This window comes from Variovorax sp. F042, assembly GCF_057814215.1.
Genome location: NZ_JBVASX010000012.1, coordinates 145,798 through 172,730, shown reverse-complemented (window position 1 = coordinate 172,730; position 26,933 = coordinate 145,798). Strand labels below are relative to the sequence as shown.

Below are 26,933 nucleotides of genomic sequence, written 5' to 3'. Positions count from 1 at the left end.
ACTCCCTTGCGCGAATGTCCCCCGTCGGCGTGAGCGCGCCCCGAACAGGAATCCCTAGTTCTGCTTCCAAGGCAGCCCACGCTTGCGCCAGCCGCCAATCTGCCCACGATGCCCCTGCTCGTCCGGGTTCCCCTCGAAGCCTTCGAGGATGTTGTAGGCCTCAACACCCAGTTCCGTCGCGCGCTTGGCGGCGGAGATGGAGCGCACGCCGCTGCGGCACAGCAGCACCAGCTTCTTCTTGCCTTCGGCGGCGGCGCGGATGCCGTCGTCGAACGCGGCGTTCATCGCCATGCCCGGCCATTGCTTCCAGGCCAGAGGCACGGCGCCGGGCACGTAGCCGACCCATTCGCGTTCGGCGTCGGTGCGCACGTCGACCAGCACGGCCTCGCCGCTGGCCATCCACTGCGCGGCCTGCTCGGGCGTCACGTCGCCGGCATAGCCTTTTTCCCCAACTGGTTCAGTCATCTCTTTGCGTCCTTCAAATGAATAGGGTTACTTCCCAGGCAGCGGCCGTCTTTACGTTGCCCGATGCCCTCGCCGGATGGTGGAATTTTTCACCAGTTCGTGAAAACCCTGTTTGTCACGTTTTCCTGCGCGCCAAAGATGCGGCTTGGACCTGCCAAACATAACTCCAAGGGGCGGGCAGGGTTTCTTCGTCATCAGAACTTGTTTTGGAGAGAGACAACATGACAGACAGCAAATCACCCCGCCGCCGCAACCTCCTCAAGGGTGCAGCCGTGGCCGCAGGCGCCATGTCGGTGCCGATGGTCAGCGTGGCCCAGACCACATCCTTGCGCTTCCAGAGCACCTGGCCCGCCAAGGACATCTTCCACGAGTACGCCAACGACTTCGCCAAGAAGGTCAATGACATGGCTGGCGGGCGCCTCAAGATCGAAGTGCTGCCCTCGGGCGCCGTGGTGCCCGCCTTCCAGCTGCTGGAGGCGGTGAACAAGGGCACGCTCGACGGCGGCCATGGCGTGGTGGCCTACCACTACGGAAAGAACTCGGCGCTCGCGCTGTGGGGCTCGGGCCCGGGCTTCGGCATGGATGCCAACACCGTGCTGGCCTGGCACAACTACGGCGGCGGCAAGGCGCTGCTCGACGAGATCTACAAGAGCCTGAACATGGAAGTGGTGTCGTACCTCTACGGCCCGATGCCCACGCAGCCGCTGGGCTGGTTCAAGAAGCCGGTGGCCAAGGTCGAGGACATGAAGGGCCTGAAGTTCCGCACCGTCGGGTTGGCGGTCGACATGTTCACCGAGATGGGCACGGCGGTGAACCCGCTGCCCGGCGGCGAGATCGTGCCCGCGCTGGACCGCGGGCTGATCGACGCGGCCGAGTTCAACAACGCGTCGAGCGACCGCACGCTGGGCTTCCCCGACGTGGTGAAGAACTGCATGCTGCAGAGCTTCCACCAGTCGGGCGAGCAGTTCGAGGTGCTGTTCAACAAGGGCAAGTACAGCGCGCTGTCGCAGGAGCTGCGCTCGATCATCGACTACGCGGTGCAGGCCGCGAGCGCCGACATGAGCTGGAAGGCGGTGCAGCGCAACTCGCAGGACTATGCCGACATGAAGAAGGCCGGCATCAAGTTCTACAAGACGCCCGACGCGGTGCTGCGCGCGCAGCTCGCGGCCTGGGACAAGACTGTGGCGAAGAAGGCCGAGGAGAACCCGCTGTTCAAGAAGGTGCTGGAGTCGCAGCGCGTGTTCGCAGAGCGTGCGCTGCAGTGGCAGAACGACTACGGCGTCGATTTCAAGATGGCCTACAACCACTACTTCAGTAAAAAGAAGGCCTGAAGAATCTCTCGGTGACAGTTCGCGCCGGCCATACGGAACGCTCCGGATGGCTGGCTTTCCGATGCGTGCTTTGCTGTTTTCCAGTGCCTTCATGACCATCCAACGCTTCCTCCACACCGTCGACCGGTTCAGCATGGTCGTGGGCAAGACCTTCTCGTGGCTCATCGTGGCGCTGATGCTGCTGGTGTGCGGCGAGGTGTTCAAGCGCTATGCGCTCAACGCGCCCACCGCCTGGATCTTCGACGCCAACAACATGCTCTACGGCACGCTCTTCATGATGGGCGGCGCCTACACGCTCTCACAGGCCGGCCATGTGCGCGGCGACTTCTTCTACGGCAGCATGAAGCCGCGCACGCAGGCCGCGCTCGATCTCGTGCTGTTCGCGCTCTTCTTCCTGCCCGGCGTGGTGGCGCTCACATGGTCGGGCTGGACCTACTTCGGCGAATCGCTGGCAATGCACGAGCAGACCTTCAACGCCGACCCGATCCCGGTGTACCCGTTCAAGTTCGTGATTCCTGTGGCCGGCGCGGTGCTGCTGCTGCAGGGCATCGCCGAGATGGTGCGCTGCGCGCTGTGCCTGAAGACCGGCGTGTGGACGCCGCGCCTGAAGGACGCGGAAGAAATGGACGTGGTCGGCGAGCAGCTCGCCGGCAGCAGCTACGTCGATGAAGCCGACAAGCGCGAGGTGATCGACAAGGCCAAGGCCATCGAGCAGGCCGCGCAGCAGCGCAAGAGCGACACGACTGGAGGTGCGACATGAGCGAACCCGCACTCGGCCTCCTGATGCTTGGGCTGATCGTGGTCGTGATCATGCTGGGCTTTCCCACGGCGTTCACGCTGATGGGGCTGGGCATGTTCTTCGGCTTCATCGCCTTCTACGACCCTGCCTCGCCCTGGCTCGACAACAAGGTCTTCGACCTGATGGTGCAGCGCGCCTTCGGCGCCATGACCAACGAGACGCTGCTCTCGATACCGCTGTTCGTGCTGATGGGCTACGTGATGGAGCGCGGCGCGCTGGTGGACAAGATGTTCCACAGCGTGCAGCTCGCGTTCCGCCGCGTGCCGGGCTCGCTGGCTGTGACAACGCTGATCGTCTGCACCTTCTGGGGCATCGCGAGCGGCCTGGTCGGCGCGGTGGTGGTGCTGATGGGCGTGATCGCGATGCGGCCGATGCTCAACGCGGGCTACGACACGCGGCTCGCGGCTGGCGTGATCACCGCGGGCGGCACGCTCGGCATTCTCATTCCGCCCTCGGTGATGATCATCGTGTACGCGGCAGTGGCCGGGCAGTCGGTGGTCAAGCTCTATGCGGCTGCCATGTTCCCGGGCTTCTTCCTCGCATTTCTCTACCTGCTCTACGTGATCGGCTGGGCGCTGCTGCAGCCGAAGGTGGCACCCAAGCTGCCGCCCGACCAGCAGCGCGCGCCGGTCACGCCGTGGGTTGCGCACATTGCGGCGAGCTATTCGCCGCGCATGCTGCCGGCGCTGTTCGCGGCCGTGGTGTCGCCCGCGCGTGCCATGCGCGGCGCGGCGGAAGGCGTGCGCATCACCTGGTGGCTGCTGCTGCGCAGCCTGCTGAATGCGCTGGTGCCGCTGGCGCTCGCAGTTGCGACGCTGGGCTCGGTGTGGTGGTACGTGACTATTTACTCGCAGAAGGACAACAACGCACCGACGGTCGCGGAGCAACAGGCGACGCAGAAGGCCGAAGCCCCGGCCGCTGCTGCATCGCCCGAGGCCTCCGGCACCGGGCTCGCTGAACCACCCACGTCCGACGAGCCGAAAGAGTCTGCATCGGAAGGCGGCCTGCAGGAGCCTCCCGGCGGCGTCGAGGAACCACCCGGCAGCGAGGCCCCTTCAGCGCCGCCTGCTGCGGAAGGTGGCCTGCAACAACTAGGCGAAGCCGTCGATGCACCGAAGACCGCCGCAGTGCCCGAAGCCTTCTACACAGGCTTCCTGCTGGTCAGCCTCTTCACGCTTGCACTGCTCGCCTGGTACTACTGGCGCATGGACGCGGAGCAATTCGAGATCCTGCGCATGCTGGTGTCGTCGGTAATGCCGCTGGCCACGCTGACGCTGGTGGTGCTGGGCGTGATCTTGTTCGGCATTACCACCGCCACCGAGTCGGCCGCGGTCGGTGCGGCCGGCGCCTTTCTCATGGCCTGGCACGCCGGCACGCTCGACTTCAAGAAGACCAAGGAGGCAGTGTTCCTCACACTCAAGACCACCTCGATGGTCTGCTGGCTGTTCGTGGGCTCGGCGCTGTTCTCGGCGGTGTTCGCGCTGCTGGGCGGCCAGCGCATCATCGAAGAGTGGGTGATGGGCATGAACCTCACGCCGCTGCAGTTTCTGCTGCTGTCGCAGGCAATCATCTTCGTGCTGGGCTGGCCGCTGGAGTGGACCGAGATCATCGTGATCTTCGTGCCCATCTTCCTGCCGCTGCTCGCGCACTTCCAGATCGACCCGCTGCTGTTCGGCGTGCTGGTGTTCGTGAACCTGCAGGCGGCATTCCTCTCGCCGCCGGTGGCGATGTCGGCCTTCTACCTGAAGGGAGTGTCGCCACCGCACGTGACGATCAACCAGATCTTCGCGGGGATGATGCCGTACATGCTGATCGTGATCCTGTGCATGGTGTTCATGTACATCTGGCCGGGGTTGACGCTTTGGCTGCCGCAGTATCTGTACGGTTGAGCGCCGACGCCGGTGGGCGGCGACCAGAGCCTGCGCAACGCTGGCTCAGCGTCGCCGCTCCACATACGGCCGTGCCTGCAGCAGCACGATCCTGTCTCCCACTGTCGCCCACTCGATGTCCTGATCGACCGCGTTGAACGTGCGCTTCACCGCAGCGCCCACGTTCGCCAGGCGCACCACCAGCTCATCCGTCAGCACGTTGCGTCCAGCTTCCACCGGCACTTCCTTCACGCCGCCTTCCTTGTCGAGCTGCAACGAGGTTTCCTCGGCCGATCGGCTCAGCACCTGGATGGCCTTCGACCAGCTCGAATACATCACCTGCTCCGCCACGCGCTGCCCCTCGACCACACGGATGCCGATGCCGCGCTTGGCCGAGATGTAGGTGACGTGCGGATGCCCCGCGTCGAAGGGGTCGCGCGTGATCATCACGCCGGCGTTGGTCGAGTCGATGGCGGTCTGCACGAACACGCCCATCAGTACCGACTCTGCGCCGAAGCCCGCGGCGCTGCGGGCTTCCCAGGCTTCGGGGTTGAAGACCGAGGCCCAGACCTTCTTCACCGCAACTTCGAGCGCGTCGCCGGTCTTGACGTTGGGCACCGTGGTGTAGAGCCCCGCTCCGCTGAAGCCGGGCAGGTCTTCGGAGTTGGACGAGCTGCGCACGAACACGCCTCCACCGCCCAGCTGCGACTGCCACGCGGCACGCCATGCCGCCGCGGTGGCGGCATCGACGGGCCATTGCACGATCTCGTCGCGCAACTGCGCCAGCGCCTTCTGGCGAATCTTCGGATCGCTCGCGAAGCCGGGCTGTCGCTGCATGCGCGCGATGCGCTCGGCCAGGCCGTTGGCGCGCATGAAGCGGTCGTAGTGCGCGAACGGAACGCAGAAGCCGTCGGGCACCGAGGTGCCCGGAATGTGCGCGGCCAGCATGGCGCCGAGGTTCGCGGCCTTGGTGCCGCACTGCGCGTTGTTGCGCGCACGCAGTGACGCCAGCGGCAGCAGGCGGGTTTCGCGCAGGTCGGGCTTGACGGCGCGCGCGCTGCCGGGCGTGGCGCCGGTGGACGCTGTGCGCACGGCGCGCGGTGGCAGCGCCGCGATCTCTTCAGGCGTGAGGCGGCGCACCTGGTAGCCCGAGGCAGCCACCTTCAACGCGACCCATTGGCCCGCGTGCGCCTTCAGCACCGTGGCGGCGTCGCGCACATAGGCGTTCGGAATGCCCCAGCCCTTGGCCAGCAGGTTGACGTGCGAGAGCGCAGTCGAGGGCCGTTCGGTCAGCACGCCCGCCACCGGCGGCAGGCTGATAGGCACCTGCCGCAGCACGGCGATGTCGTCGGGCAGCAGCGCGTTGATGCCGGATTCATCATCCACGATGCGCACGCGGCCGGTGGCGGTGCCCAGGTTCAGCGGCAGAAAAGGCTGCTCGCGGATCAGCGCCTCCTGGCTCACGGAGTCGATGCCGGCTTCCTTCGCCACGCGCTCGTGCAGCGTGGAGTTGGTCTTGAACTTCACGGGCGCGAAGAAGCTGGCCTTGACCTGCGCGTCGGCCTGCCGCAGCAGCGGCGCGGTGAGCCGGTCGCCTTCCCAGAACTCGTAGGTGAAGGTGCCGATGTTCTGCTGCCAGCTCAGCGTGCCGAACAGGAAGCGGCGGTCGGGCACGAGGTAGTTGCGGTCGATCTCGCGCTTGGCGGTGCTCGGCACCAGCCGGGTGTCGCGCAGGAAGCGCACGTGCAGCTGGTAGCGCGGCGTGTCGATGTAGTACATGCGCGCCGGCCTGGCCTGCCGGTCGATGGCGAACAGAACGTGCGCGAGCTGCATGGGCGTGCCGGGGTCGTAGACGCGCGCCATCTGGTCGAAGTCGCCCTGGCTGCGCAGCACGGGCAGCGACGACGGCACCGAAGGGCGCGGCACGAGCTGCGCGGCCGGGCCTTCGGACTGCGGCTGGTTCTGCTGCTGGTAGTAAGACGGCTTGCGCGCCAGCTGGGCAATGGCGGTCGCAGGAATGGCCGCAAGGGTTGCCGCAGCCACCAGGCACAGCGCAGTCACGCTATTGTTTCGGGAGCGCGCGACGCTCGTGGGGCATGCGTTTTTCTGGTTTTTCATGGGTATCCCTCCTTACAGCCGGTTGCCGATTGCACGCGCGCTTCACCAAGCAGTGGGCAGGCGGTGACAGCGGCAGCGGATTCTCGCGCGTTACAAACACAGCGCTTTCGCATCGTCCCGAGGATCAGAGAACAACGCCATGAGCCAACCCGCCATTTCCATGCTTTCCGCCCCGCGCCGATGGCTGCTCGGCCTGGCGCTGCTGTGCGTCGGCCTCGCGGCCAGCGCGCAGCAAGACCCGCCGGGCCGCGTCGCCCGCCTCAACTTCCAGCAGGGCACGGTGAGCTTCGCGCCTGCCGGCGAAGACAGCTGGTACGACGCGCAGCCCAACCGCCCCATCACCACCGGTGACCGCCTCTGGACCGACCGCAACGCGCGGGCCGAGCTGTACATCGGCTCGGCGGCACTGCGGCTCGACGGGCAGACGCATGTGGAGTTCTCCGAACTCGACGACGACACGGCGCGCATCACCTCGAACCAGGGCAACCTCCAGCTGCGCGTGCGCGACGAGCTGGCAGGCCAGCGCGTCGAGGTCGACACTGGCAACCTCGCGGTGGTGATCGACGAGCCGGGCGAATACCGCATCGCATCCGATCCAGCCGCCGGCACCACCTGGGTGGCCGTGGCCTCGGGCCGCGTCACGCTCTACGGCGACAACGGCCAATCTCAATCGCTGGGCGCGCGGCAGCAGCTCACCGTGTCGGGCCGCGACCTTTCGGCCGTGGGCGGGGTGCCGCAGCAGACCGGCGGTTTTGAAGCCTGGGTGGCCGAGCGCAACCGCCTCGAAGACCAGTCGGTCTCCGCACGTTATGTGTCGCGCGAGGTGGTCGGCTACCAGCAGCTCGACAACTACGGCGACTGGCAAAGCGACGCCACCTATGGCGACGTCTGGTTCCCGCGCAACGTCGATGCCGACTGGGCGCCGTACCGCGACGGCCAGTGGGTCAATGTCGCGCCCTGGGGGCTGACCTGGGTCGACGCCGCGCCGTGGGGCTTCGCGCCCTTCCACTACGGCCGTTGGGCTCGCGTGGGTCCGCGCTGGGGCTGGGTGCCGGGGCGTCCGAACGGGCGGCCGGTGTATTCGCCCGCGCTGGTGGGCTTCGTGGGTGGCGGTGCCAATGCTGGCGTGCAGATCGGCAACGGCCGCAACGGCGTGGGCTGGTTCCCGCTGGCCCCGGGCGAGCAATGGCGCCCTGGCTACCACGCGAGCCAGCGCTATGTGGACCAGGTGAACCGCATGGCCATCTACAACCGGCAGGCCCGCAACGACTTCTATGCCAACCAGCAGATGCCGGGCGCCGTGACCGTGCTGCCCGCCGACCGCTTCGGCCGCGGCAGCTTCGGGCGGCGTGACCTGGTGCGGCTGCCGGACGACCGCTTCTCGCGCGGGCCGGTGGCGCCCACGCCGGGCATCGCCATCAACGGCTTCGGCGGCGGCTTCGGCCGGCCCGCTGCCGTGATGCCGCCGGCGGCGGCGCTGATGGCGCGGCAGCAACAGCAGGTCCAGTTCCAGCAGGCGCAACAGCGGCAGTTGATGCAGCAGCGCGCGGCGCAGGCCGCACAGATTCAACAACAGCAGCAACTGCAGCAACAACAGCAGATGGAATGGCAGCGCCAGCAGGGCGGGCGTCAGCAACAGGAATGGCGCCAACAGCAGGATTGGCGGGCGCAACAAGACTGGCGCCAGCGCGGCGAGCAGGAGCGCTGGCAACAGCAACAGCAGCAACAACAACTGCAGGTCCAGCAGCAACAGGCGCTGCGTCAACAGCAGGAAATGCAGCAGCGCGCCGCCCAGGCGCAAGCCCAGCAGCAGCAACAGTTGCTTCAACAACAGCAAATGCAGCAGATGCAGCTCCAGCAACAGCGCGCGGCCCAGCAGCAGGCCTTGGCCCAGCAACAGATGCTCCGCCAGCAACAGGAAATGCAGTTGCGCGCCGCGCAGGCGCAGCAGCAGGTGCAGGCCCAACAGCAGGCCCAGCAGAACGCAATGCGCCAGGCGCAGGAGGCCCAGCTGCGCGCGCTCCAGCAGCAGCGCGGCATCGCGCCCCAACCGCAGCCGCAAGGCCAGCGCAGCGACGATCCGCGCAAGCTCTGGACCTCGCCGGACTCGCGCTGAGAACGCCCCACCGCAAGCCCCGCTGAAAGCGCTGCCTTCGCCCCGCCGCTACAGTCGGCGGCCAAGGAGCAAGCCTTTCATGCCCACATTCGACTTCGATCTCTTCGTCATCGGCGGCGGCAGCGGGGGCGTTCGCGCCGCTCGCATGGCGGCGCACACCGGTGCCCGCGTCGCCATCGCAGAGGCCGCCGAGCTCGGCGGCACCTGCGTCAACGTGGGCTGCATTCCCAAGAAGCTCTACAGCTACGCGGCCGGTTATGCCGAGTCCTTCGAGGAAGCCGCGGGCTACGGCTGGAAGCTGCACGGGGCGCCGCAGTTCGACTGGGCGCACCTGAAGGCGCAGCGCGCAAAAGAGATCACGCGGCTCAACGGCATCTATGCCTCGCTGCTGAAGAACTCGGGCGTCACGCTCGTCACCGGATGGGCGCAGTTGGTCGATGCCCACACGGTGGAAATCGACGGCCGGCGCCACACCGCGCGCCACCTGCTGGTGGCCACCGGCGGCACGCCCTTCGTGCCCGACATTCCGGGCCGCGAGCACATCGTGACCTCCGACGCGATGTTCGACCTCGACCCGTTTCCCAAGCGCCTGCTGGTGGTGGGCGGCGGCTACATTGCCTGCGAATTCGCATCGATCTTCAACGGGCTGGGTTCCAAGGTGACGCAGCTGCACCGCCGCGCGCACCTGCTCACCGGCTTCGACGACGACGTGCGGCAGTTCCTGGCGAACGAGATGGGCAAGGCCGGCGTCGACATCCGGCTGAACTGCGAAGCCGCCTCGGTCACGCGCGGACCGCACGGACTCACGGTCACGCTGGCGCGCGGCCAGCAGATCGAGGCCGACACGGTGCTCTTTGCCACCGGCCGCGTGCCCAACACGCAGGGGCTCGGCCTCGAAGCAGCGGGCGTGAAGCTCGACGAGCGCGGCGCGATCGCGGTCGATGCGCACTACCGCAGCTCGGTGCCGTCGATCTACGCGGTGGGCGACGTGTCCACGCGCGTGCAGCTCACGCCGGTGGCACTGGCCGAGGCGATGGTGGTGGTCGACGAGCTCTTCGGCAAAGGCAAGCGCCGGCTCGACTACGAATTCATTCCCACTGCCGTGTTCACGCACCCGAACATCGGCACCTGCGGCTACAGCGAACTCGACGCGCGTGCGAAGTTCGGCGAGGTGACGGTGTTCTCGAGCGAATTCAAGTCGCTGCGCCACACGCTGTCGGGCCGCAGCGAGCGCACGTTCATGAAGCTGATCGTGGACAAGGCGAGCGACCGCGTGGTGGGCCTGCACATGGTGGGCGCGGACGCGGGCGAAGTGGTGCAGGGCTTCGCGGTGGCGATGCGTGCGGGTGCGACGAAGGCGATCTTCGACAGCACCGTGGGCATTCACCCGACGGCCGCTGAAGAATTCGTGACGATGCGCGAGCCGATGCCCGGCTAGGCGCGCACCGCCTGCTGCTTGCCCTCGAGCAGCTTCACCATCACGAACAGCACGCGGTTGGCCGGCGTGGGCACGCCCAGCGCCTCGCCGCGCCGTACGACCAGCCCGTTGAGGTGGTCGATCTCGCTGAGCTTGCCGCGCGCGAGGTCTTGCGCGGTCGACGAATACTGCGAGGGCATGCTCTGCGCGATGCCGCGCACGGCGGCGTCGGTATCGCCTGGCACCACGACGCCCTCGGCCTTGGCCACGGCGAGGCACTCGGCCACCACGTCGCGGATCATGTCGGTCACGCCTGTGCCCTTCACGAGCACACCGTAGGGCAGCTGCGTGACGGCCGAGAGCGCGTTGTAGGCGCAGTTGAGGATCAGCTTGGCCCACAGCGAGCCGCGCACGTTGCCCGAGATCTGCGTGGGCACGCCGGCGGCGACGAGGTGCTGCGCGACCTGCTCGCTCATGCGCGAGGGCGCGATCACCAGCTCACCGCGCCCGTGGTGCTTCACATGGCCCGGCCCCGCCATCTCGGTCGCCACGTAGACGACCGCCGCGGCAACCTCGTTCGCCGGCAGCACCGAGCGCACGCGCTCGTCGTTGTCCACGCCGTTCTGCAAGGTGAGCACCAGTGCGCCGGGCGCGAGATGCGGCTTGATCTGCGCGGCGGCCGCTTCGCTGTCGGTCGACTTCACGCAGAACAGCACGAGGTCCGCGCCCTGCACCGCATCGGCTTCGGTGCTCGCAGCCACCTTCACGAATTCGTCGAAGGCCTTGGTCTCCAGCCGGAGCCCCTTGGCGTTGACGGCCTCCACGTGCGAAGGCCGACCGACCAGCACCACCTCATGCCCGGCACGCGCCAGCATGGCTCCGTAGTAGCAGCCGACTGCGCCGGCGCCCATGACTGCGACTTTCATCGGTTCGATTCCTTGGTTGTCGCGGCGATCATGCCTCGGTCTCTACGCCGCGCGATTTCAGCCCCTCGTCCAGCAGCCATTCGCGAAACGCCGCAAAGGCCGGCAGGTCGAGCCGGTCGGGCCGATAGCAGAGGTAGTGACCCTGGTTCACGCTCACCGGCGTGCCGCAGGGGCTCAGCAGCGAGCCTTCGGCGAGTTCTTCCTGCACCAGCAGCTTCGGCACGAGGCCGATGCCCAACCCGTTGAGCGCCGCCTGGATCAGCGCCGAATACTGCGCGAAGCGCGGGCCGGCCACGATCTGCACTTCGGGCACGCCGTGCTGCGCGGCCCATTGGCGCCAGGCGCTGGGCGCGCCCTCGTGATGCAGCAGCGTGTGGCCGACGATGTCGGCGGGCTGCGCGATGCGGTGCCGCCCCTCGACCAGCGACCGCGCCACGATCAGCACGAACTCGCGCCCCGCGATGTATTCGGACACCACGCCGGGCCAGCCGTCGGGGCCGTATCGGATCGCGGCGTCCACGCCCGCCGGAATGCCGTCGCTCGGCTCCAGGTGGCGGCTGAAGCTCAGCATCACGTGGCGGCTCTTCTGGCTGAAGGCGGGCAGGCGCGGAATCAGCCACTTGGTAAGGAAGGTGGGCACGCTCGCCAGCGTGAGCAGCCCGGCGCCCGCATCGCCCGAGCGCGCCTCGAAAGTCGCGGTTTCTATGGCGCGCAGGCCGCCCGAGATCTTCTGCCAGTACACGCGCCCCTGCGGCGTGAGCTGCACGCCGCGCCCATTCTTCTGCAGCAGCTCGCGGCCGAGGAAGGCCTCCAGCCCCGCGATCTGCTTGCTGACAGCGCTCACGGTGATGCACAGGGCGCCGGCCGCCAGCGTGATGCTCTGGTGGCGCGCCACGGCGTCGAAGGCCAGCAGCTCCTGGATGGTGGGGCAGTCGCGCTTCATGCATGGCTCCGCTTCGTGAAAGCTGCATGAAAAACGCTTTCCGATTGCTCAAGTGTCGTCATCCAACTTTCACCCATAAGTACGCATGCGGTTCCTAGAATTCGAGGCAACGCGGCGGCATGCTCGGCGCGGACAGTAGCGCATCCGGAAAGTATGCCGGGTGTCCATGACATTGGAGACAACCTTGATCCGCGGCATCTCGCTCATCTACGGCCTGTACCTGCTGCTGCCCATCGCCCTGCTGCTGGTAGGCAGCGTGGGCGGCAACTGGACCAACACGCTGCTGCCCACGGGCATCACGGGGCAGTGGTATGTCGACCTCTGGCTCGACACCTCCTTTCGCAAGGCCTTCGTGAGCAGCCTCGTGGTGGCAATGGCTGCCTGCGCCATCAACACCGTGCTGGCGCTGCCGCTGGCCTATGCGCTGTATCACGGCGCGCGGCGCGGCGGCAGCCTGGCGGCGCGCATCGTGAGCGCCACGCCGGTGGCGGTGCCGGCCATTACGCTGGCCTTCGGCTACATGATCGTGTTCAACACCGACCTCGCGCCCTGGCTGGGCTCGATGCCGCTGCTGATCGCGGCGCACGCGATCCTCACCCTGCCCTACCTCACCAACACGCTGCTCACCGACCTGCGCCACCTCGACCTCGGCCGGCTCGAACAGGCGGCCGCCACGCTCGGCGCCTCGGGCTGGCAGCAGTTCACCGGCATCGTGCTGCCGAGCCTGCGGCAGAGCCTGATCAGCGGGCTGGTGATGGTCGCTGCCATTTCGGTGGGCGAGTTCGGCGTGTCGAACCTGCTCACGAGCTTCCAGAACCGCACCTACCCGGTGGTGCTGCTGCAGGCCTTCTACGGCGCCACGGGCTTTGCCTGCGCGGCCACGGTGATCCTTCTTGTGCTGGCCAGTGCGTCGGCGCTTCTTTCTTCTTCCCTTGTAAAGCAGCGCACATGAGTCTTCTGTTCGACAACGTCAGCTACAACTACCCCGGCAGCACGCACGGCCTGCACGATGTGTCGATCGACGTGCGCACCGGCGAACTGGTGGCGGTGATCGGGCCCAGCGGGTCGGGCAAGTCGACGCTGCTGAAGCTGGTGGCGGGCCTGGAGACGGGCCACACCGGCCGCATCATGCTCGGCGGCGAAGACATGTCGCGCACGCCGGTGCACCAGCGCCACATCGGCATGGTGTTCCAGAGCTATGCGCTCTTTCCGCACCTGAGCGTGCTCGACAACGTGGCCTACGGGCTCAAGCTGCGCAAGCTGGCAACAGCCGAGCGGCGCAAGCGCGCGCAGGAGCTGCTCGACATCGTGGGGCTGGGCGACTTCTCGCAGCGCGCCGTGGCACAGCTCTCGGGCGGGCAGCAGCAGCGTGTGGCCCTTGCCCGCGCGCTGGCCATCGACCCGCGCGCCCTGCTGCTCGACGAGCCCCTGTCGGCCCTCGACGCCAGCGTGCGCGGCCATCTGCGCGACCAGATCCGCTCGATACAGCAACGCTTCAACGCCACCACGCTGCTGGTCACGCACGACCAGGAAGAAGCGCTGGTGATGGCCGACCGCGTGGCCATGCTGAAAGACGGCCGGCTGCTGCAGATCGCCACGCCGCGCGAGATCTACGAAAACCCCGCGAGCCGCGCGGTGGCCGAGTTCGTCGGACTCTCGACGATCCTGCCCGCGAAGGTGGCCTCGCCCGGCCGGCTGGACCTGGGCTTTGCCGAAGTCTTCGCCGACACCGGCCACCGCCCCTTCGGCACCGCGCTGCATGTGCTGGTGCGCCCCGAACACATCCGAGCCGACCCGGCGCCCGACGCCGTGAACCGCCTCGCGGGCCGCACCGGCGCGCAGCGCTACCTGGGTGCGCTCACGCGCTACGACTTCGAGGTGCCGGGTGCGGGCAAGCCATTCCTTGCCGAGTCGGCAGCGCCGGCTGCAGAAGCCATCGCCATCGCGCCCGAACACCTTCGTTTACTTGACCACTGACCCTTTCCTTCAAGGAGCCACCATGCAACGCAGACATCTGATCCAGGCCGCCGGCGCACTGCCCGCACTGTCATTGGCAACCCTCGCGGCACGCACCGCCTTCGCCTTCGACGGCCCCGAGCTCTACGCAGGCGAGAAGGCGCTGTACGCCGAGGCTCAGAAGGAAGGCCTGTGCGTCTCCTTCGACACCGGCCCCGAATGGGCCAACTGGAAGTCGCTGTTCCGCGACTTCAAGAGGCGCTACCCCGAGATCGAGCTGACCTACAACGACATCGGCTCCGCCGCCACCGTGGTCGCACTCGAAAAGACCAAGCGCCGCCCGCAGGCCGACACCGCCTACTACTTCGCCGCCTCGGCCGTCGACGCCGCGAAGAAGGACGTGGTCGCGCCCTTCAAGCCCGTCAACTTCGACAAGCTGCCGCCCGTGTTCCGCGAGGCCGAGGGCCGCTGGTTCACCATCCACACGCTCAACATCGCTTTCCTGGTCAACAAGAAGCTGGTGAAGACCGTGCCCACCGGCTGGGCCGACCTGCTCAAGCCCGAGTTCAAGAGCACGGTGGTTTACCTCGACCCGCGCTCCACCGGTATCGGCCAGGTACTGACCTTTGCAGCGGCCTACGCCAACGGCGGAAGCGTCGACAACGTGCAACCCGGCACCGACTACCTCGGCAAGCTGCATTCGGCCGGCAATGTGCTGCGCGTGGAAGGCACAACGCCGTACGCCAAGTTCCTGAAGGGCGAGATCCCGGTGTGGATCAGCTACGAGAACGACGGCCTCAAGGCCAAGCACGTCGACGGCATGGGCGACGCGGTGGAAGTCGTGATTCCCAAGGAAGCCAGCGTGGCCGCACCCTACGCCATCAGCCTCGTGAAGAACGGCCCGAACCCGAACGCCGGCAAGCTGTGGCTCAACTTCATCATGAGCGAGGCCGGCCAGTCGCTGTTTGCGCAGGGCTTCGTGCGGCCCGCCGTGCCGGGCACGCCGCTGAGCGCCGACGTGGCGGCCAAGATGCCGGCCGCGCCGCAAATCAAGCCGCTCGACGTGGTGAAGGCCTCCGAGCGCAAGGCCGAAGTCGACAAGCTCTGGGCGCAGGCCGCGCTGGGCAAGTAAGCAGGCCGTGATGCGACGCTTTGGCGCCTGGCCCGCATGGGCCTTCATGGCGCTTTTCTTCGCGGTGCCGCTCGCGGCGCTGCTGCCCGAAGCCTTCGCCGAGGGCGGCAGCGCCTTCGGGCGGCTGTTCGGCAACCCGCTGTTCCTGGGCGCGCTGCGCAATACGTTGGGCCTCGGCCTCGCGGCGGGCGCGATCTCGGCGCTGGTGGGCACCTGCATCGCCATCGAACTGGCACGCCAGCCCGAAGGCCGACGCCAATGGATGATGACCCTGCTGGGCTTGCCGCTGGCCTTCTCGGGGCTGGTGATTGCCTACGGCTTCATCCTGGCCTTCGGCCGCGCGGGCTTCGTGACGCAGCTGCTCGCGGGCCTCGGCGGTGACCCGGCCGCCATCGGCAGCTGGATCTACAGCGTGTCGGGCCTGGGCTTTGCCTATGCCTACTACCTGATCCCGCGCGTGGCGCTGTCGCTGTACCCGGTGTTCGCCAACCTCGACCTGCGCCCGGCGCAGGCGGCGCGCACCTTGGGCGCTTCGAAAGCGCGTGCCTTCTGGGACACGGTGGTGCCCGAGGTGATGCCCTCGGTGCTGTCGAACGCCTGCATGGTGGCCGCGATCGCGATGGGCACCTACGGCACGGCGCTGGCGCTGGTGGGCACTCAGCTGAACATCCTGCCGCTGATGCTGCTCGCGCAGGTGGGCGACGGCGGTTCCGATTTCGCGGTGGCGGCGGCCTTGTCGCTGGTACTGATGGTGGTGTGTGTGATCGTGATGGGAGTGGGCGATGTCTTTACGCGAAGGCGCGAGCGTGGTGCTGTCGGCGCCAGTCACTGAGGCGCTGACGCGCCTCGCGCAAAAGCAGCGGGGGCCCGAGCGCTACCGCCAGCCCGTGGCCATCATCGGCCCGGGCGACGGCGGCCCGGCCGAATGCGAGGCCGCCCACGCGGTGGCGCATGCGCTGGCCGGCGCGGGCATGTCCGTGGTCTGCGGCGGGCGCGGCGGCGTGATGGCCGCGGCTTCGCGCGGGGCCGTGGAGGCCGGCGGCATCGTCGTGGGCATCCTGCCCGAGGACGACGACCGCAACGCCAACGAATGGCTCAGCGTGGCCATCCCCACGGGAATGGGCGAGATGCGCAACGGCATCGTCGCGCGCAGCGGCGTGTGCCTGGTCGCCATCGGCGGCAACATGGGCACGCTGTCGGAAATGGCGCTGGGGCTCAAGTGGGGCAAGCCGGTGTTCGTGATGCATGGCGATGTGGCATTGCCCGGCGCGGTGCAGGCCACCGATGTGGAAGACATGCTCACGAAAGTTCTCGCCTGCCTGCTGGCATGACTGCCTCCGGCTGAAGCGGCGGGCGCATTGCACAATGACGGCATGCCCTACATGCCCACCTTTGTCGCTCCCGCCCGCTTCACCGATGCCGCCGCTGCACTCGAACAGGTCAAGGCCATCTACCAGGGCGGCCTCGCCCATCTGCGCGAATCGATGCTGCGCTTCGTTGCCGGCGAGGCGCTGCCGGGCCGGGTGCGGGCCTGCTACCCCTTCGTGCGGGTGCACACGCACACCGTCTCGCGCCACACGCCGCCGGCCAACGCCGGCCTGAGCTACGGCTTCGTTGCCGGCCCGGGCCGCTACGAGACCACGCTGACGCGGCCCGATTTGTTCTCGCGCTATTACCTCGACCAGTTCCGCCTGCTGCTCGAAAACCACCAGGTCGAGCTCGAGGTGGGCACCAGCACACAGCCCATTCCGATCCACTTCTCCTTTGCCGAGAACGACCACATCGAAGGCACCATGAGCGCCGAGCGCCGCGCCCTCATGCGCGACGTGTTCGACCTGCCCGACCTGGGCGTGATGGACGACGGCATCGCCAACGGCACCTACGAGGCGCGCGACGGCGAGGCACAGCCGCTGTCGCTCTTCACGGCCGCGCGGGTGGACTACTCGCTGCACCGCCTGCGCCACTACTCGGGCACCGCGCCCGAGTGGTTCCAGAACTTCGTGCTGTTCACCAACTACCAGTTCTACATCGACGAGTTCGTTCGCCTGGGCCACGAGGCCATGGCCGATGAGAACAGCGAGTACGTCGCCTTCATCGAGCCCGGCAACGTGGTCACGCGCCGGCGCGGGCTTGCCGCAGGTTCGAGCGCCACCTACGGCCACCTGCTCGACGGCAGCCAGGGCACCGCTCCACCGCGCCTGCCGCAGATGCCGGCCTACCACCTGGTGCGCGAGGATTGCAGCGGCACCACCATGGTCAACATCGGCGTCGGCCCGGCCAATGCCAAGACCATCACCGACCACGTCGCGGTGCTGCGCCCGCATGCGTGGATGATGCTGGGCCACTGCGCCGGCCTGCGCAACACGCAGCAGCTTGGCGACTACGTGCTGGCCCACGCCTACGTGCGCGAAGACCACGTACTCGACGAAGAGCTGCCGCTGTGGGTGCCGATTCCGGCGCTGTCGGAAATCCAGCTCGCGCTGGAGAAGGCCGTGGCCGACGTCACGCGCTACGAGGGGCCCGACCTGAAGAAGATCATGCGCACAGGCACCGTGGCCAGCACCGACAACCGCAACTGGGAACTGCTGCCCGGCAACCAGCCGCAGCGCCGCTTCAGCCAGAGCCGCGCGGTGGCGCTCGACATGGAAAGCGCGACCATCGCGGCCAACGGCTTCCGGTTTCGCGTGCCCTACGGCACCCTGCTGTGCGTGAGCGACAAGCCGCTGCACGGCGAGATCAAGCTGCCCGGCATGGCCAACCACTTCTATCGCGAGCGCGTGGAGCAGCACCTGCGCATCGGCATGCGGGCCATCGAGATCCTGCGCGAAGAGGGCTCGACGCGGCTGCACAGCCGCAAGCTGCGCAGCTTTGCCGAGGTGGCGTTCCAGTAAGAAGAAGGGCTTCCGGAGGGCCCCGACAGAGGTCGGGCCCTCAGGGTTTGTCCTGCCCGCCATCGCGCGGGATTGCGCCGTTTCGCGGACATCATCCGGTTTACCCCACAGCAACCGGAAAGAAGATGACCCAGTCGCGTTCCGTTCCCCTCTCCCGCCGCAGCTTCTCTGCATGGATCGCGGCCTCGGCTGCAGCTGCCGGCGCAGGACATGCCGCACTGTGGCCGCGCACCGCCTCCGCCGCCGATGCACCCGTGAGCAGCAAGCTGCGCATCGTGATTCCCGCCAATGAAGGCGGCGGCTGGGACCAGACCGGGCGCGCGCTCGGCGCCGCGATGCTGGCGTCAGGCGCGGTCGGCAGCGTGGTGTACGAGAACATCGGCGGCAAGGGCGGCACCATCGGACTGGCGAAGTACGTCGAGAAATACGATGCCGACCCCGACACCCTGCTGATGAGCGGCATGGTCATGGTCGGCGCGGTCGCGCTGCAGAAGCCCGCCGTGACGATGGCCAACATGGCGCCGATCGCCCGCCTCACCAGCGACTACGAAGTGGTGGCGGTGAAGGCCGATTCGCCCATCAAGACGCCGAAGGATTTGATCGCACAGCTGCGCGCCGATGCAGCCAACACCGTCATCGCGGGCGGCTCGGCCGGCGGCGTGGACCACATGTATGCAGGCATGCTGGCGCGCGTGGCCGACGCCTCGCAGTCGCTGGTCTACCAGGCGCACCCCGGCGGCGCGGAAGTGGTCGAGGCGCTGGCAACCGGCAAGGCCGCAGCCGGCATCTCCGGCTACAGCGAGTTCAGCGAGGGCCTGGCCAGCGGCAAGCTGCGCGCCATCGGCGTGTCGTCGAAGCGGCCGTTCCAGGGCATCGCCTCGGTGCGCGAGCAGGGCGTGGAAGCCGACCTTGCCAACTGGCGCGGCGTGCTCACCGGCCGCAAGGTGCCGCCGTACCGCAAGGCGGCGCTGCTGACGGTGGTGCGGCGCGCCACCGCCACCGATGTGTGGCAAAAAGCCATCAAACAGAACAACTGGGACCCCTTCTGGATGGAGGGCAAGGATTTCGAGAATTTCCTCGAAACCGACACCGCAATGGCCGGCCCGCTGATCTATCTGCTCAAGCTGAAAGCCTGAGAGCGCCCGCTCCTGCGGGTTTTCCCTAGGCCACGAAGGCAAGGGATTGACACGTTTTTCGGACATCATCCGGTTACTTTTACAGGGAACTGGAAACAAAATGTCGCATTTCGTGCCGACCGGCCTCTCTCGCCGCAGCCTTGCGGCATGGATCGCATCGACAGCTGCCGCGGGCGCAATGCCCGCAGCGCTCTGGCCCACGATGGCCAGCGCGGCCGAACCGCAGCTCGCCACCAAGCTGCGCATCGTCATTCCCGCCAACGAAGGCGGCGGCTGGGACCAGACCGGGCGCGCGCTCGGCGCCGCGATGATCGCGTCGGGCGCGGTGGGCGACATCAGCTACGAGAACATCGGCGGCAAGGGCGGCACCATCGGCCTGGCGAAATACGTCGAGAAATACGACGCCGACCCCGACACCCTGCTGATGAGCGGCATGGTCATGGTCGGCGCGGTGGCGCTGCAGAAGCCCGCCGTCACGATGGCGCAGGTCGCGCCGGTGGCACGGCTCACCAGCGACTACGAAGTGGTGGCGGTGAAGGCCGACTCGCCCATCAAGACCCCGAAGGACCTGATCGCCCAACTGCGCGCCGATGCCGCAAAGACGGTCATCGCCGGCGGCTCGGCCGGCGGCGTGGACCACATGTACGCCGGCATGCTGGCGCGTGTGGCCGGCAACGCGGGGGCTCTGGTCTACCTGCCGCACCCCGGCGGCGCACAGGTGGTCGAGGCGCTCGAAACGGGCAAGGCGGCCGCCGGCATCTCGGGCTACAGCGAATTCAGCGATCACCTGGCCAGCGGCAAGCTGCGCGCCATCGGCGTGTCGTCGAAGCGGCCGTTCCAGGGCATTCCGTCGGTGCGCGAACAGGGCGTGGACGCCGACCTCGCCAACTGGCGCGGCGTGCTCACCGGCAAGAAGGTGCCGGCCGAGCGCAAGGCCGTGCTGCTCGAAGCCGTGCGCCGCGCCACCACGGCCGATGTCTGGCAGAAGACCATCAAGCGCAACAACTGGGACGCGTACTGGATGGCGGGCAAGGACTTCGAGAGCTTCCTCGATCTCGATACGGCGATGGCCGGGCCGTTGATCTATCTGCTCAAGCTGAAGGCCTGATCGCTCGAAGCATCACGCGAAAAGCTCGGGCATTTCGCGCTGCGCCTTCGGCGTGAGCGTGAGCGCCCGCCCGTCGAGCTCCTGCCTCACCCATCCGCGGCGCAGCGACAGCTGCAGCCATGCAGCGCCCAGCGCACCGCCCAGGTGCGGACGGCGCTCGCTCCAGTCGAGGCAGGCGCAGGCGAAGCGGCGGCGCGAGCGCCGCACCGCATCGACCTCCACGCCCAGGCTCTCCAGCGCGATCGCGCCTTCGGACGTGAGTTCGTACGAGCCGCTCTGCAGGCCGCTGAGCCAGCCCTGCGCATGCAGCCTGTCGTGCAGCGCGACACCCGCCGTGCCCGCCATGTGGTCGTAGCAGGTGCGCGCGCTGCGCAGGCGGCTCGGCGTGTTCGGCTTGAACTCTGGCGTGCGCGGCGCGCCGGCCACCACCATCAGGCTTTCGAGCGCGGCGGCGACGTCGTCGTTGGCGAGGCGGAAGTAGCGGTGCTTGCCCTGCACCAGCAGATCGACCAGCCGTTCGTCCTTCAGGCGCGCGAGGTGCGCGCTCGCCGTGGACGCGGCCACTTCGGCCACGGTGGCGAGCTCAGTGGCAGTGCGCGCGTGGCCGTCCATCAGGCAGCTCAGCATGCGGGCGCGCGCCGGTTCGGCAATGGCGCCGGCCAGGCGGGCCAGTTGGAAATCGGCGGATGAAGCAGTGGTGTCCATGCGCCCATCGTAAGACGGCGCCGCATCCGACACTTCGTTCGCGGACGAAGTGTGGCGGCGGCTTCGATCGCACACTGATGCCATGAACGAAAGCAACAGCCCCACCCTCGCCGAGATGCCCGCCGACCCGGTCGCTGCCGTCAGGCATGCCGATCCCTATCCGTACTACGCCGCCCTTCGCGACGGGCCGCCGCTCGCTTGGAACGAGAAGCTGCGCCTCTGGGTCGCGAGCCGCGCGGACGTGATCGAAGAGGTGCTGCTCGCGCACGGTGCGTTGCGTGTACGGCCGACCGCCGAGCCGGTGCCCCGCGCCATCGTGGGCAGTGCGGCCGGCGAGGTTTTCGGCCATCTGGTGCGCATGAACGACGGCGTGGCGCACCAGGCGCACCGGCCCGCGCTGCAACGCGCACTGGCCGGGCTCGACATGAACGCGGTGCACGCGGCAGCCCTGCAGATAGCGCTGCGGGTGCCGCAGCAGCAGCCGCTGTCCGACGCGCTGTTCTCGATGCCTGTGCAGGCCGTCGCGCACCTGCTGGGTTTTGCCGACGACGCGCTGCCGCAGGTGGACCGGTGGATGCGCGACTTCGTGGCCTGCCTGTCGCCGTTGTCCACGCCCGAGCAGTTGCAGCGTGCGAGCGCCGCGGCGGGCGAATTGATGACGCGCTTTGAAGTTCTGGTGGCAGGCAAGTCGCCACGGCACGGCACGCTGCTCGCCGCCGTGCTCGCCGAAAGTGCGGGCGACGCAACGCTGTCACGCTCGCTGCTGGCGAACGTGGCTGGCCTGCTATCCCAGACCTGCGATGCAACGGCAGGCCTGGTCGGCAACAGCCTGATCGCGTTGATGCGCGAGCCTTCGCTGCGCCCCTCGACCCGTACACACGATGGCCTGCAGGCCATCGTCGAGGAGACCGCGCGGCATGATCCGTCAGTACACAACACACGGCGCTTTGCCGCCGAAGCCGTCACCATCGCCGGCACACCGCTGGCCTCAGGCGATGCGGTGCTGGTGCTGCTGGCGTCGGCCAATCGCGACCCGGCGTTCAACCCCAATCCCGACAACTTCATGCTCGTGCGTGCAAAGCGCCGCATGCTCGGCTTCGGCCACGGCATGCATGCGTGTCCCGGCCAGGCATTGGCGTGCACGCTGGCCGCGGCCGGCCTTGACGCCCTGCTGCGCCGCGCGCCCGACCTCGATGCTCAGCGCCTGCGCGGCTGGAGCTACCGGCCGTCGGTCAACGGGCGCATTCCCGTGTTCCACTGACCCGTGCCCGCCAGGTGGGGCGACAGTTGCGCGTCGCCCCAGCGCAGCGGCAACGCCGCCGGGCGACGCAGGGCATGCGTGACGTGGAGGCGCATCAGCCGCTCCGCGCCTTCAAATTCAGCCACCTCGGGCCCGTCCCAAACGATCTCTGCCGTGACTGCTACGTGCAGCAGATCGCCGCTGTCGAAGTCGACGAACAGCAGCCCCGCGCGCGGATGCGCCGCCAGGTTGCCGAGCGTGTTGAAGAAGCGGTTGCCGTTGAAGTCCGGCACGGTGAGCACGTCATCGCCGTCGATGCGCACGAAGCCCGGGCGGCCGCCGCGGTGCGACACATCGACGCCGTGCGAACTCGCATCGGCCTCGTCACCCGCCGCAACCTCGTTCGGATAGGCGGTGGCGATGAACAGCGTGTCGGCACTGCCGATAAGGCGGTGCGCCGCCAGGTCGAGCTTGTCGAGCCATTGCGCCTGCGGCGCCGCATCGGCACGCGGCGAAACGAACACCGGCTCGCGCGCCTGGATGTAGCGCGGGCAGTTGCCGAAGCTCTGCTGCACAGCGACCATGAAACCCGCGTCATCGAGCGCCTCGACCGTACCGTTCATGCGATTGCGCCGCCGCGTATGCGGCTGGATGCCGAGCAGGCCCAGCGTGGCGCCCTGCTTCAACTGGCCAACGAGCGGATCGCCCGACGCGGGCAGCGCATCGACGCGCAGGTGCGTGGCATCTGGTGAATGCGCGAAGCCGGCAGGTGCCGCGAGCACGCTGGCCCAGGGCTGCATATCCGCGTCAAGGCTGCCGACCACGAGGAACGGCAACAGCCCGAAGAACTCGCGGTGCTGGTCGGGCATGTAGTCGCGAATGACGCGCGGCCCGGCCACCTCCATCTGCTCGCGCGAGCCCGCCAGGGCCTGCAACGCCCGCTCGCCGGCGTGGAACGGCGCGGCGATCATGCGACCGCCGCAAGCCCGATGGGCGTGCGCACCATTGGTACGAAGCCCGGCAAGGCTTCCACGCGCTCGAGCCAGCCGCGCACGTTCGGGTAGGTATCGAGCGCCACGCTGCCTTCGGGCGCATGCGCCACATAGGCGTAGTTCGCGATGTCGGCCAGCGTGGCGGCGGGACCGGCAAGGAAGGGCTGCTGCTGCAGGTGCATCTCCATCACCGAGAGCAACGCATGCGAGCGCTTGACGGTCTCCGTCGGGTCGGTGGTGTGGCCGAACAGCGCCATGATCCGCGCGGCCGCCGGGCCATACGCCAGCGGCCCCGCCGCCACCGAGAACCAGCGCTGCACGCGCGCCGCACCGACGGCATCGCGCGGCATCCAGCGCGCGGGGTCGGACGCATAACGCTCGTTGAGGTAGACCAGGATGGCGTTGGAGTCGGCCAGCGTAAGGTCGCCGTCCTCGATCACCGGCACCTGGCCGAAGGGGTTGCGCGCCAGGAACTCCGGCGCACGGTTGTCGCGCTTGCGCATGTCGATCTCGACGTTCTCGAAGGGCAGGCCGAGCATCGTGAGGAACAGCCGCACGCGATGCACGTGGCCGGAGAGCGTGGTGCCGTAGAGCTTGATGGGCTGGGCGGGGCGATTGGCGACTGCGGCGTTCATGGAGGCGTTCCTTTTTCGAGATGGCTGGGACAGTGCCCCGATTCTTCTCTCTTGCGGCAAATGAATGAATAGCCATTCCTGTATTTGACTGCTGCGTTTTCCGGTTTAATCGCCCCCATGGATCGTTTCAAGGCCATGCAGACCTTCGTGCAGATTGCCGACCAGGGCAGCCTGACCCGCGCCGCCGAGGCGCTCGGCACCTCGCTGCCCGCGGTGGTGCGCTCGCTCGCCGCGCTGGAGGCGCACCTGGGCGTGCGCCTGTTCCACCGCACCACGCGCCGCCTATCGCTCACCGAGGAAGGCCGCCACTACCTGTCGAGCGCACGCGAGGTGCTGCTCGCGGCCGACGCCGCCGACCTCGCGCTGAAGGCCGAGGCGCGCGAGCCGGCGGGCCAGCTCACCATCACCGCACCGGTGCTCTTCGGCCACATGTACGTGGCGCCGGCCATCGTGCGCTTCATGCAGCGCTACGAAAAAGTGCGCTGCAGCGTGCGGCTGTACGACCGCACCGTGAACCTGCTCGAAGAGGGCATCGACGTGGGCATTCGCATCAGCCCGCTGGAAGATTCGTCGCTGGTGGCGCAGACGCTGGGCACCATCCGCCGCGTGGTGGCCGTGAGCCCCGACTACCTGGCGCGGCACGGCACGCCAACGCATCCGCGCGACCTGAACGGCGCGCCCTGCGTGCGAGGCCGCGTCGATGCGCCGGCGCAGTGGCTGTTCCACGAAGGCGGCAAGACGATCAGCGTGACGCCGAACAACCGCCTGGAGTTCAATCACCTCGCGCCGGCCATCGAGTCGTGCGCGGCGGGCATGGGCTTCGGCACCTTCTTCTCGTACCAGGTGATGCCGCACGTGGCGCAGGGACGGCTGAAGCTGGTGCTGGAAGACTTCGAGCCGCCGCCGCGGCCGGTGAGCGTGATCTATCCCAATGCGCGGCTGCTGCCCGCGCGCACGCGGGCGTTCATCGAGTGGATGAAGATGGAGTTCAGCGGGCTCAGGCTCTAGGTGCAGATGTCATTGCAGCTGCAGTTGCGGGGCAATTCGCGGCTGTCGAGCAGGCAGATTTCCGAGTCCTGCTTCAGCACCGGCCAGCCGTCGCGCTCGAGCTGTCCGGTCACGGCCGATACGCGCGACGTGAATTCCTCCAGGGATTCGCAGCTGCGCAGCGTCACGAAGCAGGTGCAGGCTTCCTCACGCAGGCTGTCTCGCGACAACTGCGCGCCGTGCGCCTCGCACAGCTGCTGCAGCGCAGACATGTCGCACTGCTGCTGGCGCAGCTTGCCGCGCCACTCGAAATACTGGCCGTCGCAGTCGAGCTGATCTGCGTCCTGCACAGGCGCATCGACCTTCACGCCCAGCACGGCCATGCCCGCCCGCGCCAGCCATTGCGCCAGCGCCATCGCTTCGGCCTTGGCTTCTTCGAGATCGGCGCGCAACCAGGCGGTAGCCGAGAGCTGCCGATTTCGCTCGCCGCCGTTGTCGCGGTGATGGTCGATCAGCAGCGGCCGCAGCCCGATCTGCTCGCACACCGCGACAAAGAACGGGATCTGCGATTCGTGCGGCACATCGCAGGTCAGGTGAAGTTCCAGCCTGCTCTTCATGGCACGACCACCGGCGCAGGCAAAGGCAGGCCATCGCAGAGCGCGGCGGCATCGCTCGCCATGCCGCGCACCGCCTCTTCGAGGCCGAGATTCAGCACCGACATGAACTCGCCATTGGCGCTGGCCCAGTTGGTGCGCGTCCCCATGCCGTGGTACTGGCGCAAGACAGTCTCGCCGCCGGGCAGGCGGTAGTTCACCTTGAGCACGACGTGCGAAACCAGGTTCAGATCGACCGACCACGCGTGGGCCAGGCGCAGGGCCACGTCCGCAGTCACCTGCCTGGCACCGGCGCTCGCGGGCGGTGCGCCCAGCACTGTCTGGAACCCGTAGCGGCTCGTCGACTGCAGCCCGCCGCGCGTCCACCCGGTGGCGTCGCCGCTGCGCAGCGACTGCACGGACCGGGGCGTGGCATGCACCGTCGGCAGCATCACGGTGAGGTTGCCGGCATTGGCCTTGTTGCTGCGCGCATCTTCGATCGACGGCAGGTACAGCGTGCAGCCGCGCGCGAGTCGCAGCGACACGGCCGGCACGCTGTTGGGGCGTTCGGCCGGCTCGGGCGCGGGCTCGAAAACCATGGGGAGCGGCTCGCTCTCGGTGACGGCATGCGAGAGAGTGGGCATGGCGCAGAGTATGGCCAGAGTGGTGGCGATGGCAAGTCCTTGGCGTGGCCTCATGGGGCGGTGTTCCTGACCGAATACATGGCGCCGTCCTGGTCGCGGAACAGCACGCGGCCGGGCTGCTCGTCGAAGCTCTGGCCGGCCAGTGTCACCCACGAACCGTTGACGTTGAATCGCGCAGTCTTAACGCCACCTGAACGGGCGCCGGCAATGTCCAGCGCGACCGCATGCAGGGTCTGTGCCATCGACTCGCGCATCACGCCGCGCAGCACCTGCCCGTCGTTCGCGGTGAGCCTTCGCAGCACGGCAGCGCGCGCGGTGCCGCCGATGGGCGTCTGGAAGATGGCCGAGGCGCGGTAGCTCGGCTCGCTGCGGCCGTCCTGCCAGAGCAGGGCCGAGGTGCGCGTGGTGAAGGCACCGAGGCCTGGCTCCAGCGCGTATTGCAGCAACAGCACCATGTAGGCGGGGCCAGTTTTCGTGGCAGCGATGCGGGCCTCCTGCTCGGCCTTCAGCGGCATCGCCGCGAGCACCTGCGAGGAGCGGATCTTCAGCGGGAACGAGCTCGGCTCGGCAAGCAGCGTGGTCAGCGCCTTGCCCGCCTCCACGCGGTAGTCGTAGTCGAGCAGCGGGCCGACGATGGCCTGCACTTCGGCGCTCATCTCCTTCTGGCGCGTTTGCTGCACCGACGAGTCGATCAGCGCGCCGATCAGCCCGCCGCCCGTGGCCGCGCTCACGCCCGGGGGCTGTGCGGAGAACATGAAGCTCTCCTGAGCGACGACGACGCGTACGTCGACTTCCTGGACCTTGCTGCGGTCCGCAGCCGCCAGGGGCCGATGAAAAGGTGCGCAGGCGCTGAGCAGCAGCGCAGCCGACAGCACCAACCAGAAACGCAGCATCCTTGGGCCTCCCACCGCGCAATGCAACTGGGCGTCGA

At 68.0% G+C, this 26,933-nt stretch carries 25 protein-coding genes; 15 read left to right on the top strand and 10 right to left on the bottom strand.

Features of this window, described 5'->3' with window-relative positions:
• Positions 1 to 54: 54 nt before the first annotated feature.
• The gene (locus ACZYSP_RS28210; protein ID WP_489017827.1) at positions 55 to 465 is read right to left on the bottom strand and encodes a rhodanese-like domain-containing protein; all 411 of its coding nucleotides are present in this window, start codon (positions 463 to 465) and stop codon (positions 55 to 57) included.
• A 221-nt stretch (positions 466 to 686) separates the two neighbouring features.
• On the opposite strand from ACZYSP_RS28210, the gene ACZYSP_RS28205 reads away from it, so the two are divergent.
• The 3 genes from ACZYSP_RS28205 to ACZYSP_RS28195 all read left to right on the top strand — a co-directional run bounded on the left by ACZYSP_RS28205 (position 687) and on the right by ACZYSP_RS28195 (position 4,484).
• Positions 687 to 1,796: a TRAP transporter substrate-binding protein gene (locus tag ACZYSP_RS28205; RefSeq protein WP_093058699.1), complete on the top strand. Its 1,110-nt coding sequence runs from the start codon at positions 687 to 689 to the stop codon at positions 1,794 to 1,796.
• A 91-nt stretch (positions 1,797 to 1,887) separates the two neighbouring features.
• Positions 1,888 to 2,556, top strand: coding sequence for a TRAP transporter small permease subunit (locus ACZYSP_RS28200; protein WP_093179837.1), 669 nt, complete (start codon positions 1,888 to 1,890; stop codon positions 2,554 to 2,556).
• On the top strand, positions 2,553 to 4,484 hold the full coding sequence (locus ACZYSP_RS28195) for a TRAP transporter large permease (protein ID WP_489017824.1): 1,932 nt from the start codon (positions 2,553 to 2,555) through the stop codon (positions 4,482 to 4,484). Before ACZYSP_RS28200 ends, ACZYSP_RS28195 begins: the two co-directional genes overlap by 4 nt.
• Before the next feature lie 45 nt (positions 4,485 to 4,529).
• Here the strand turns inward: ACZYSP_RS28195 and ACZYSP_RS28190 are convergent, their stop codons facing one another.
• Complete coding sequence (locus ACZYSP_RS28190) at positions 4,530 to 6,581, bottom strand: PEP/pyruvate-binding domain-containing protein (RefSeq protein ID WP_489017822.1); 2,052 nt, start codon at positions 6,579 to 6,581, stop codon at positions 4,530 to 4,532.
• 139 nt (positions 6,582 to 6,720) lie between these two features.
• Here ACZYSP_RS28190 and ACZYSP_RS28185 point away from each other — a divergent pair, with 139 nt between their 5' ends.
• Complete coding sequence (locus ACZYSP_RS28185; protein ID WP_489017820.1) at positions 6,721 to 8,697, top strand: DUF6600 domain-containing protein; 1,977 nt, start codon at positions 6,721 to 6,723, stop codon at positions 8,695 to 8,697.
• A 79-nt stretch (positions 8,698 to 8,776) separates the two neighbouring features.
• Positions 8,777 to 10,135 (top strand): glutathione-disulfide reductase, encoded by a 1,359-nt coding sequence (gene gorA, locus ACZYSP_RS28180; protein WP_093179816.1) that lies wholly within the window; start codon positions 8,777 to 8,779, stop codon positions 10,133 to 10,135.
• Here the strand turns inward: gorA and ACZYSP_RS28175 are convergent.
• Positions 10,132 to 11,040, bottom strand: coding sequence for a ketopantoate reductase family protein (locus ACZYSP_RS28175; protein WP_354336751.1), 909 nt, complete (start codon positions 11,038 to 11,040; stop codon positions 10,132 to 10,134). The genes gorA and ACZYSP_RS28175 overlap by 4 nt on opposite strands.
• A 28-nt stretch (positions 11,041 to 11,068) precedes the next feature.
• A complete protein-coding gene (locus ACZYSP_RS28170; protein WP_093179812.1) occupies positions 11,069 to 11,983 on the bottom strand; it encodes a LysR substrate-binding domain-containing protein in 915 nt (304 codons plus the stop codon).
• A 166-nt stretch (positions 11,984 to 12,149) separates the two neighbouring features.
• Between ACZYSP_RS28170 and ACZYSP_RS28165 the strand changes: the two genes are divergently transcribed.
• The 8 genes from ACZYSP_RS28165 (at position 12,150) to ACZYSP_RS28130 (ending at position 20,206) form a co-directional block, all read left to right on the top strand.
• Positions 12,150 to 12,935 (top strand): ABC transporter permease, encoded by a 786-nt coding sequence (locus ACZYSP_RS28165; RefSeq protein ID WP_093058692.1) that lies wholly within the window; start codon positions 12,150 to 12,152, stop codon positions 12,933 to 12,935.
• Complete coding sequence (locus tag ACZYSP_RS28160; RefSeq protein ID WP_489017817.1) at positions 12,932 to 13,960, top strand: ABC transporter ATP-binding protein; 1,029 nt, start codon at positions 12,932 to 12,934, stop codon at positions 13,958 to 13,960. The genes ACZYSP_RS28165 and ACZYSP_RS28160 overlap by 4 nt, the downstream gene beginning before the upstream one ends.
• 22 nt (positions 13,961 to 13,982) lie before the next feature.
• Positions 13,983 to 15,071: an extracellular solute-binding protein gene (locus ACZYSP_RS28155; RefSeq protein WP_354336749.1), complete on the top strand. Its 1,089-nt coding sequence runs from the start codon at positions 13,983 to 13,985 to the stop codon at positions 15,069 to 15,071.
• 10 nt (positions 15,072 to 15,081) lie between these two features.
• On the top strand, positions 15,082 to 15,903 hold the full coding sequence (locus ACZYSP_RS28150) for an ABC transporter permease (protein WP_093058689.1): 822 nt from the start codon (positions 15,082 to 15,084) through the stop codon (positions 15,901 to 15,903).
• Positions 15,854 to 16,402, top strand: a complete 549-nt coding sequence (locus ACZYSP_RS28145; RefSeq protein ID WP_093058688.1) for a TIGR00725 family protein — start codon at positions 15,854 to 15,856, stop codon at positions 16,400 to 16,402. The genes ACZYSP_RS28150 and ACZYSP_RS28145 overlap by 50 nt, the downstream gene beginning before the upstream one ends.
• Positions 16,403 to 16,444: 42 nt before the next feature.
• Complete coding sequence (locus tag ACZYSP_RS28140; RefSeq protein WP_093058687.1) at positions 16,445 to 17,962, top strand: AMP nucleosidase; 1,518 nt, start codon at positions 16,445 to 16,447, stop codon at positions 17,960 to 17,962.
• A gap of 125 nt (positions 17,963 to 18,087) precedes the next feature.
• A complete protein-coding gene (locus ACZYSP_RS28135; RefSeq protein ID WP_176928987.1) occupies positions 18,088 to 19,098 on the top strand; it encodes a Bug family tripartite tricarboxylate transporter substrate binding protein in 1,011 nt (336 codons plus the stop codon).
• A 100-nt stretch (positions 19,099 to 19,198) separates the two neighbouring features.
• A complete protein-coding gene (locus ACZYSP_RS28130; RefSeq protein ID WP_354336748.1) occupies positions 19,199 to 20,206 on the top strand; it encodes a Bug family tripartite tricarboxylate transporter substrate binding protein in 1,008 nt (335 codons plus the stop codon).
• A 12-nt stretch (positions 20,207 to 20,218) separates the two neighbouring features.
• On the opposite strand, the gene ACZYSP_RS28125 is transcribed toward ACZYSP_RS28130, so the two are convergent.
• Positions 20,219 to 20,911 carry an ArsR/SmtB family transcription factor gene (locus ACZYSP_RS28125; protein WP_093058685.1) on the bottom strand — a complete coding sequence of 231 codons (693 nt, stop codon included), beginning with the start codon at positions 20,909 to 20,911 and terminating at the stop codon, positions 20,219 to 20,221.
• A gap of 82 nt (positions 20,912 to 20,993) precedes the next feature.
• Here ACZYSP_RS28125 and ACZYSP_RS28120 point away from each other — a divergent pair, with 82 nt between their 5' ends.
• Entirely contained in the window at positions 20,994 to 22,172 is a 1,179-nt protein-coding gene (locus tag ACZYSP_RS28120; RefSeq protein ID WP_489017812.1) for a cytochrome P450, read from the top strand.
• On the opposite strand, the gene ACZYSP_RS28115 is transcribed toward ACZYSP_RS28120, so the two are convergent.
• On the bottom strand, positions 22,130 to 23,122 hold the full coding sequence (locus ACZYSP_RS28115) for a pyridoxamine 5'-phosphate oxidase family protein (RefSeq protein WP_354336746.1): 993 nt from the start codon (positions 23,120 to 23,122) through the stop codon (positions 22,130 to 22,132). The genes ACZYSP_RS28120 and ACZYSP_RS28115 overlap by 43 nt on opposite strands.
• Complete coding sequence (locus ACZYSP_RS28110) at positions 23,119 to 23,778, bottom strand: glutathione S-transferase family protein (RefSeq protein ID WP_093081000.1); 660 nt, start codon at positions 23,776 to 23,778, stop codon at positions 23,119 to 23,121. Before ACZYSP_RS28110 ends, ACZYSP_RS28115 begins: the two co-directional genes overlap by 4 nt.
• A gap of 117 nt (positions 23,779 to 23,895) precedes the next feature.
• Here ACZYSP_RS28110 and ACZYSP_RS28105 point away from each other — a divergent pair, with 117 nt between their 5' ends.
• Positions 23,896 to 24,786 (top strand): LysR family transcriptional regulator, encoded by an 891-nt coding sequence (locus ACZYSP_RS28105; RefSeq protein WP_093058682.1) that lies wholly within the window; start codon positions 23,896 to 23,898, stop codon positions 24,784 to 24,786.
• Here the strand turns inward: ACZYSP_RS28105 and ACZYSP_RS28100 are convergent.
• The 3 genes from ACZYSP_RS28100 to ACZYSP_RS28090 are packed head-to-tail and all read right to left on the bottom strand — an operon-like array spanning position 24,783 to position 26,895.
• The gene (locus ACZYSP_RS28100; protein WP_354336745.1) at positions 24,783 to 25,382 is read right to left on the bottom strand and encodes a hypothetical protein; all 600 of its coding nucleotides are present in this window, start codon (positions 25,380 to 25,382) and stop codon (positions 24,783 to 24,785) included. The two genes, ACZYSP_RS28105 and ACZYSP_RS28100, sit on opposite strands and share 4 nt — an antisense overlap.
• Positions 25,379 to 26,002 (bottom strand): hypothetical protein, encoded by a 624-nt coding sequence (locus ACZYSP_RS28095; RefSeq protein ID WP_354336744.1) that lies wholly within the window; start codon positions 26,000 to 26,002, stop codon positions 25,379 to 25,381. Before ACZYSP_RS28095 ends, ACZYSP_RS28100 begins: the two co-directional genes overlap by 4 nt.
• Before the next feature lie 50 nt (positions 26,003 to 26,052).
• Positions 26,053 to 26,895 (bottom strand): hypothetical protein, encoded by an 843-nt coding sequence (locus ACZYSP_RS28090; RefSeq protein WP_093080995.1) that lies wholly within the window; start codon positions 26,893 to 26,895, stop codon positions 26,053 to 26,055.
• Positions 26,896 to 26,933: the final 38 nt, after the last annotated feature.

Bases quoted from the DNA above. Each gene is read 5' to 3' on its own strand.
- ACZYSP_RS28210 (WP_489017827.1), bottom strand. From the start codon at position 465: ATGACTGAACCAGTTGGGGAAAAAGGCTATGCCGGCGACGTGACGCCC.
- ACZYSP_RS28205 (WP_093058699.1), top strand. From the start codon at position 687: ATGACAGACAGCAAATCACCCCGCCGCCGCAACCTCCTCAAGGGTGCA.
- ACZYSP_RS28200 (WP_093179837.1), top strand. From the start codon at position 1,888: ATGACCATCCAACGCTTCCTCCACACCGTCGACCGGTTCAGCATGGTC.
- ACZYSP_RS28195 (WP_489017824.1), top strand. From the start codon at position 2,553: ATGAGCGAACCCGCACTCGGCCTCCTGATGCTTGGGCTGATCGTGGTC.
- ACZYSP_RS28190 (WP_489017822.1), bottom strand. From the start codon at position 6,581: ATGAAAAACCAGAAAAACGCATGCCCCACGAGCGTCGCGCGCTCCCGA.
- ACZYSP_RS28185 (WP_489017820.1), top strand. From the start codon at position 6,721: ATGAGCCAACCCGCCATTTCCATGCTTTCCGCCCCGCGCCGATGGCTG.
- gorA (WP_093179816.1), top strand. From the start codon at position 8,777: ATGCCCACATTCGACTTCGATCTCTTCGTCATCGGCGGCGGCAGCGGG.
- ACZYSP_RS28175 (WP_354336751.1), bottom strand. From the start codon at position 11,040: ATGAAAGTCGCAGTCATGGGCGCCGGCGCAGTCGGCTGCTACTACGGA.
- ACZYSP_RS28170 (WP_093179812.1), bottom strand. From the start codon at position 11,983: ATGAAGCGCGACTGCCCCACCATCCAGGAGCTGCTGGCCTTCGACGCC.
- ACZYSP_RS28165 (WP_093058692.1), top strand. From the start codon at position 12,150: ATGACATTGGAGACAACCTTGATCCGCGGCATCTCGCTCATCTACGGC.
- ACZYSP_RS28160 (WP_489017817.1), top strand. From the start codon at position 12,932: ATGAGTCTTCTGTTCGACAACGTCAGCTACAACTACCCCGGCAGCACG.
- ACZYSP_RS28155 (WP_354336749.1), top strand. From the start codon at position 13,983: ATGCAACGCAGACATCTGATCCAGGCCGCCGGCGCACTGCCCGCACTG.
- ACZYSP_RS28150 (WP_093058689.1), top strand. From the start codon at position 15,082: ATGCGACGCTTTGGCGCCTGGCCCGCATGGGCCTTCATGGCGCTTTTC.
- ACZYSP_RS28145 (WP_093058688.1), top strand. From the start codon at position 15,854: ATGTCTTTACGCGAAGGCGCGAGCGTGGTGCTGTCGGCGCCAGTCACT.
- ACZYSP_RS28140 (WP_093058687.1), top strand. From the start codon at position 16,445: ATGCCCTACATGCCCACCTTTGTCGCTCCCGCCCGCTTCACCGATGCC.
- ACZYSP_RS28135 (WP_176928987.1), top strand. From the start codon at position 18,088: ATGACCCAGTCGCGTTCCGTTCCCCTCTCCCGCCGCAGCTTCTCTGCA.
- ACZYSP_RS28130 (WP_354336748.1), top strand. From the start codon at position 19,199: ATGTCGCATTTCGTGCCGACCGGCCTCTCTCGCCGCAGCCTTGCGGCA.
- ACZYSP_RS28125 (WP_093058685.1), bottom strand. From the start codon at position 20,911: ATGGACACCACTGCTTCATCCGCCGATTTCCAACTGGCCCGCCTGGCC.
- ACZYSP_RS28120 (WP_489017812.1), top strand. From the start codon at position 20,994: ATGAACGAAAGCAACAGCCCCACCCTCGCCGAGATGCCCGCCGACCCG.
- ACZYSP_RS28115 (WP_354336746.1), bottom strand. From the start codon at position 23,122: ATGATCGCCGCGCCGTTCCACGCCGGCGAGCGGGCGTTGCAGGCCCTG.
- ACZYSP_RS28110 (WP_093081000.1), bottom strand. From the start codon at position 23,778: ATGAACGCCGCAGTCGCCAATCGCCCCGCCCAGCCCATCAAGCTCTAC.
- ACZYSP_RS28105 (WP_093058682.1), top strand. From the start codon at position 23,896: ATGGATCGTTTCAAGGCCATGCAGACCTTCGTGCAGATTGCCGACCAG.
- ACZYSP_RS28100 (WP_354336745.1), bottom strand. From the start codon at position 25,382: ATGAAGAGCAGGCTGGAACTTCACCTGACCTGCGATGTGCCGCACGAA.
- ACZYSP_RS28095 (WP_354336744.1), bottom strand. From the start codon at position 26,002: ATGCCCACTCTCTCGCATGCCGTCACCGAGAGCGAGCCGCTCCCCATG.
- ACZYSP_RS28090 (WP_093080995.1), bottom strand. From the start codon at position 26,895: ATGCTGCGTTTCTGGTTGGTGCTGTCGGCTGCGCTGCTGCTCAGCGCC.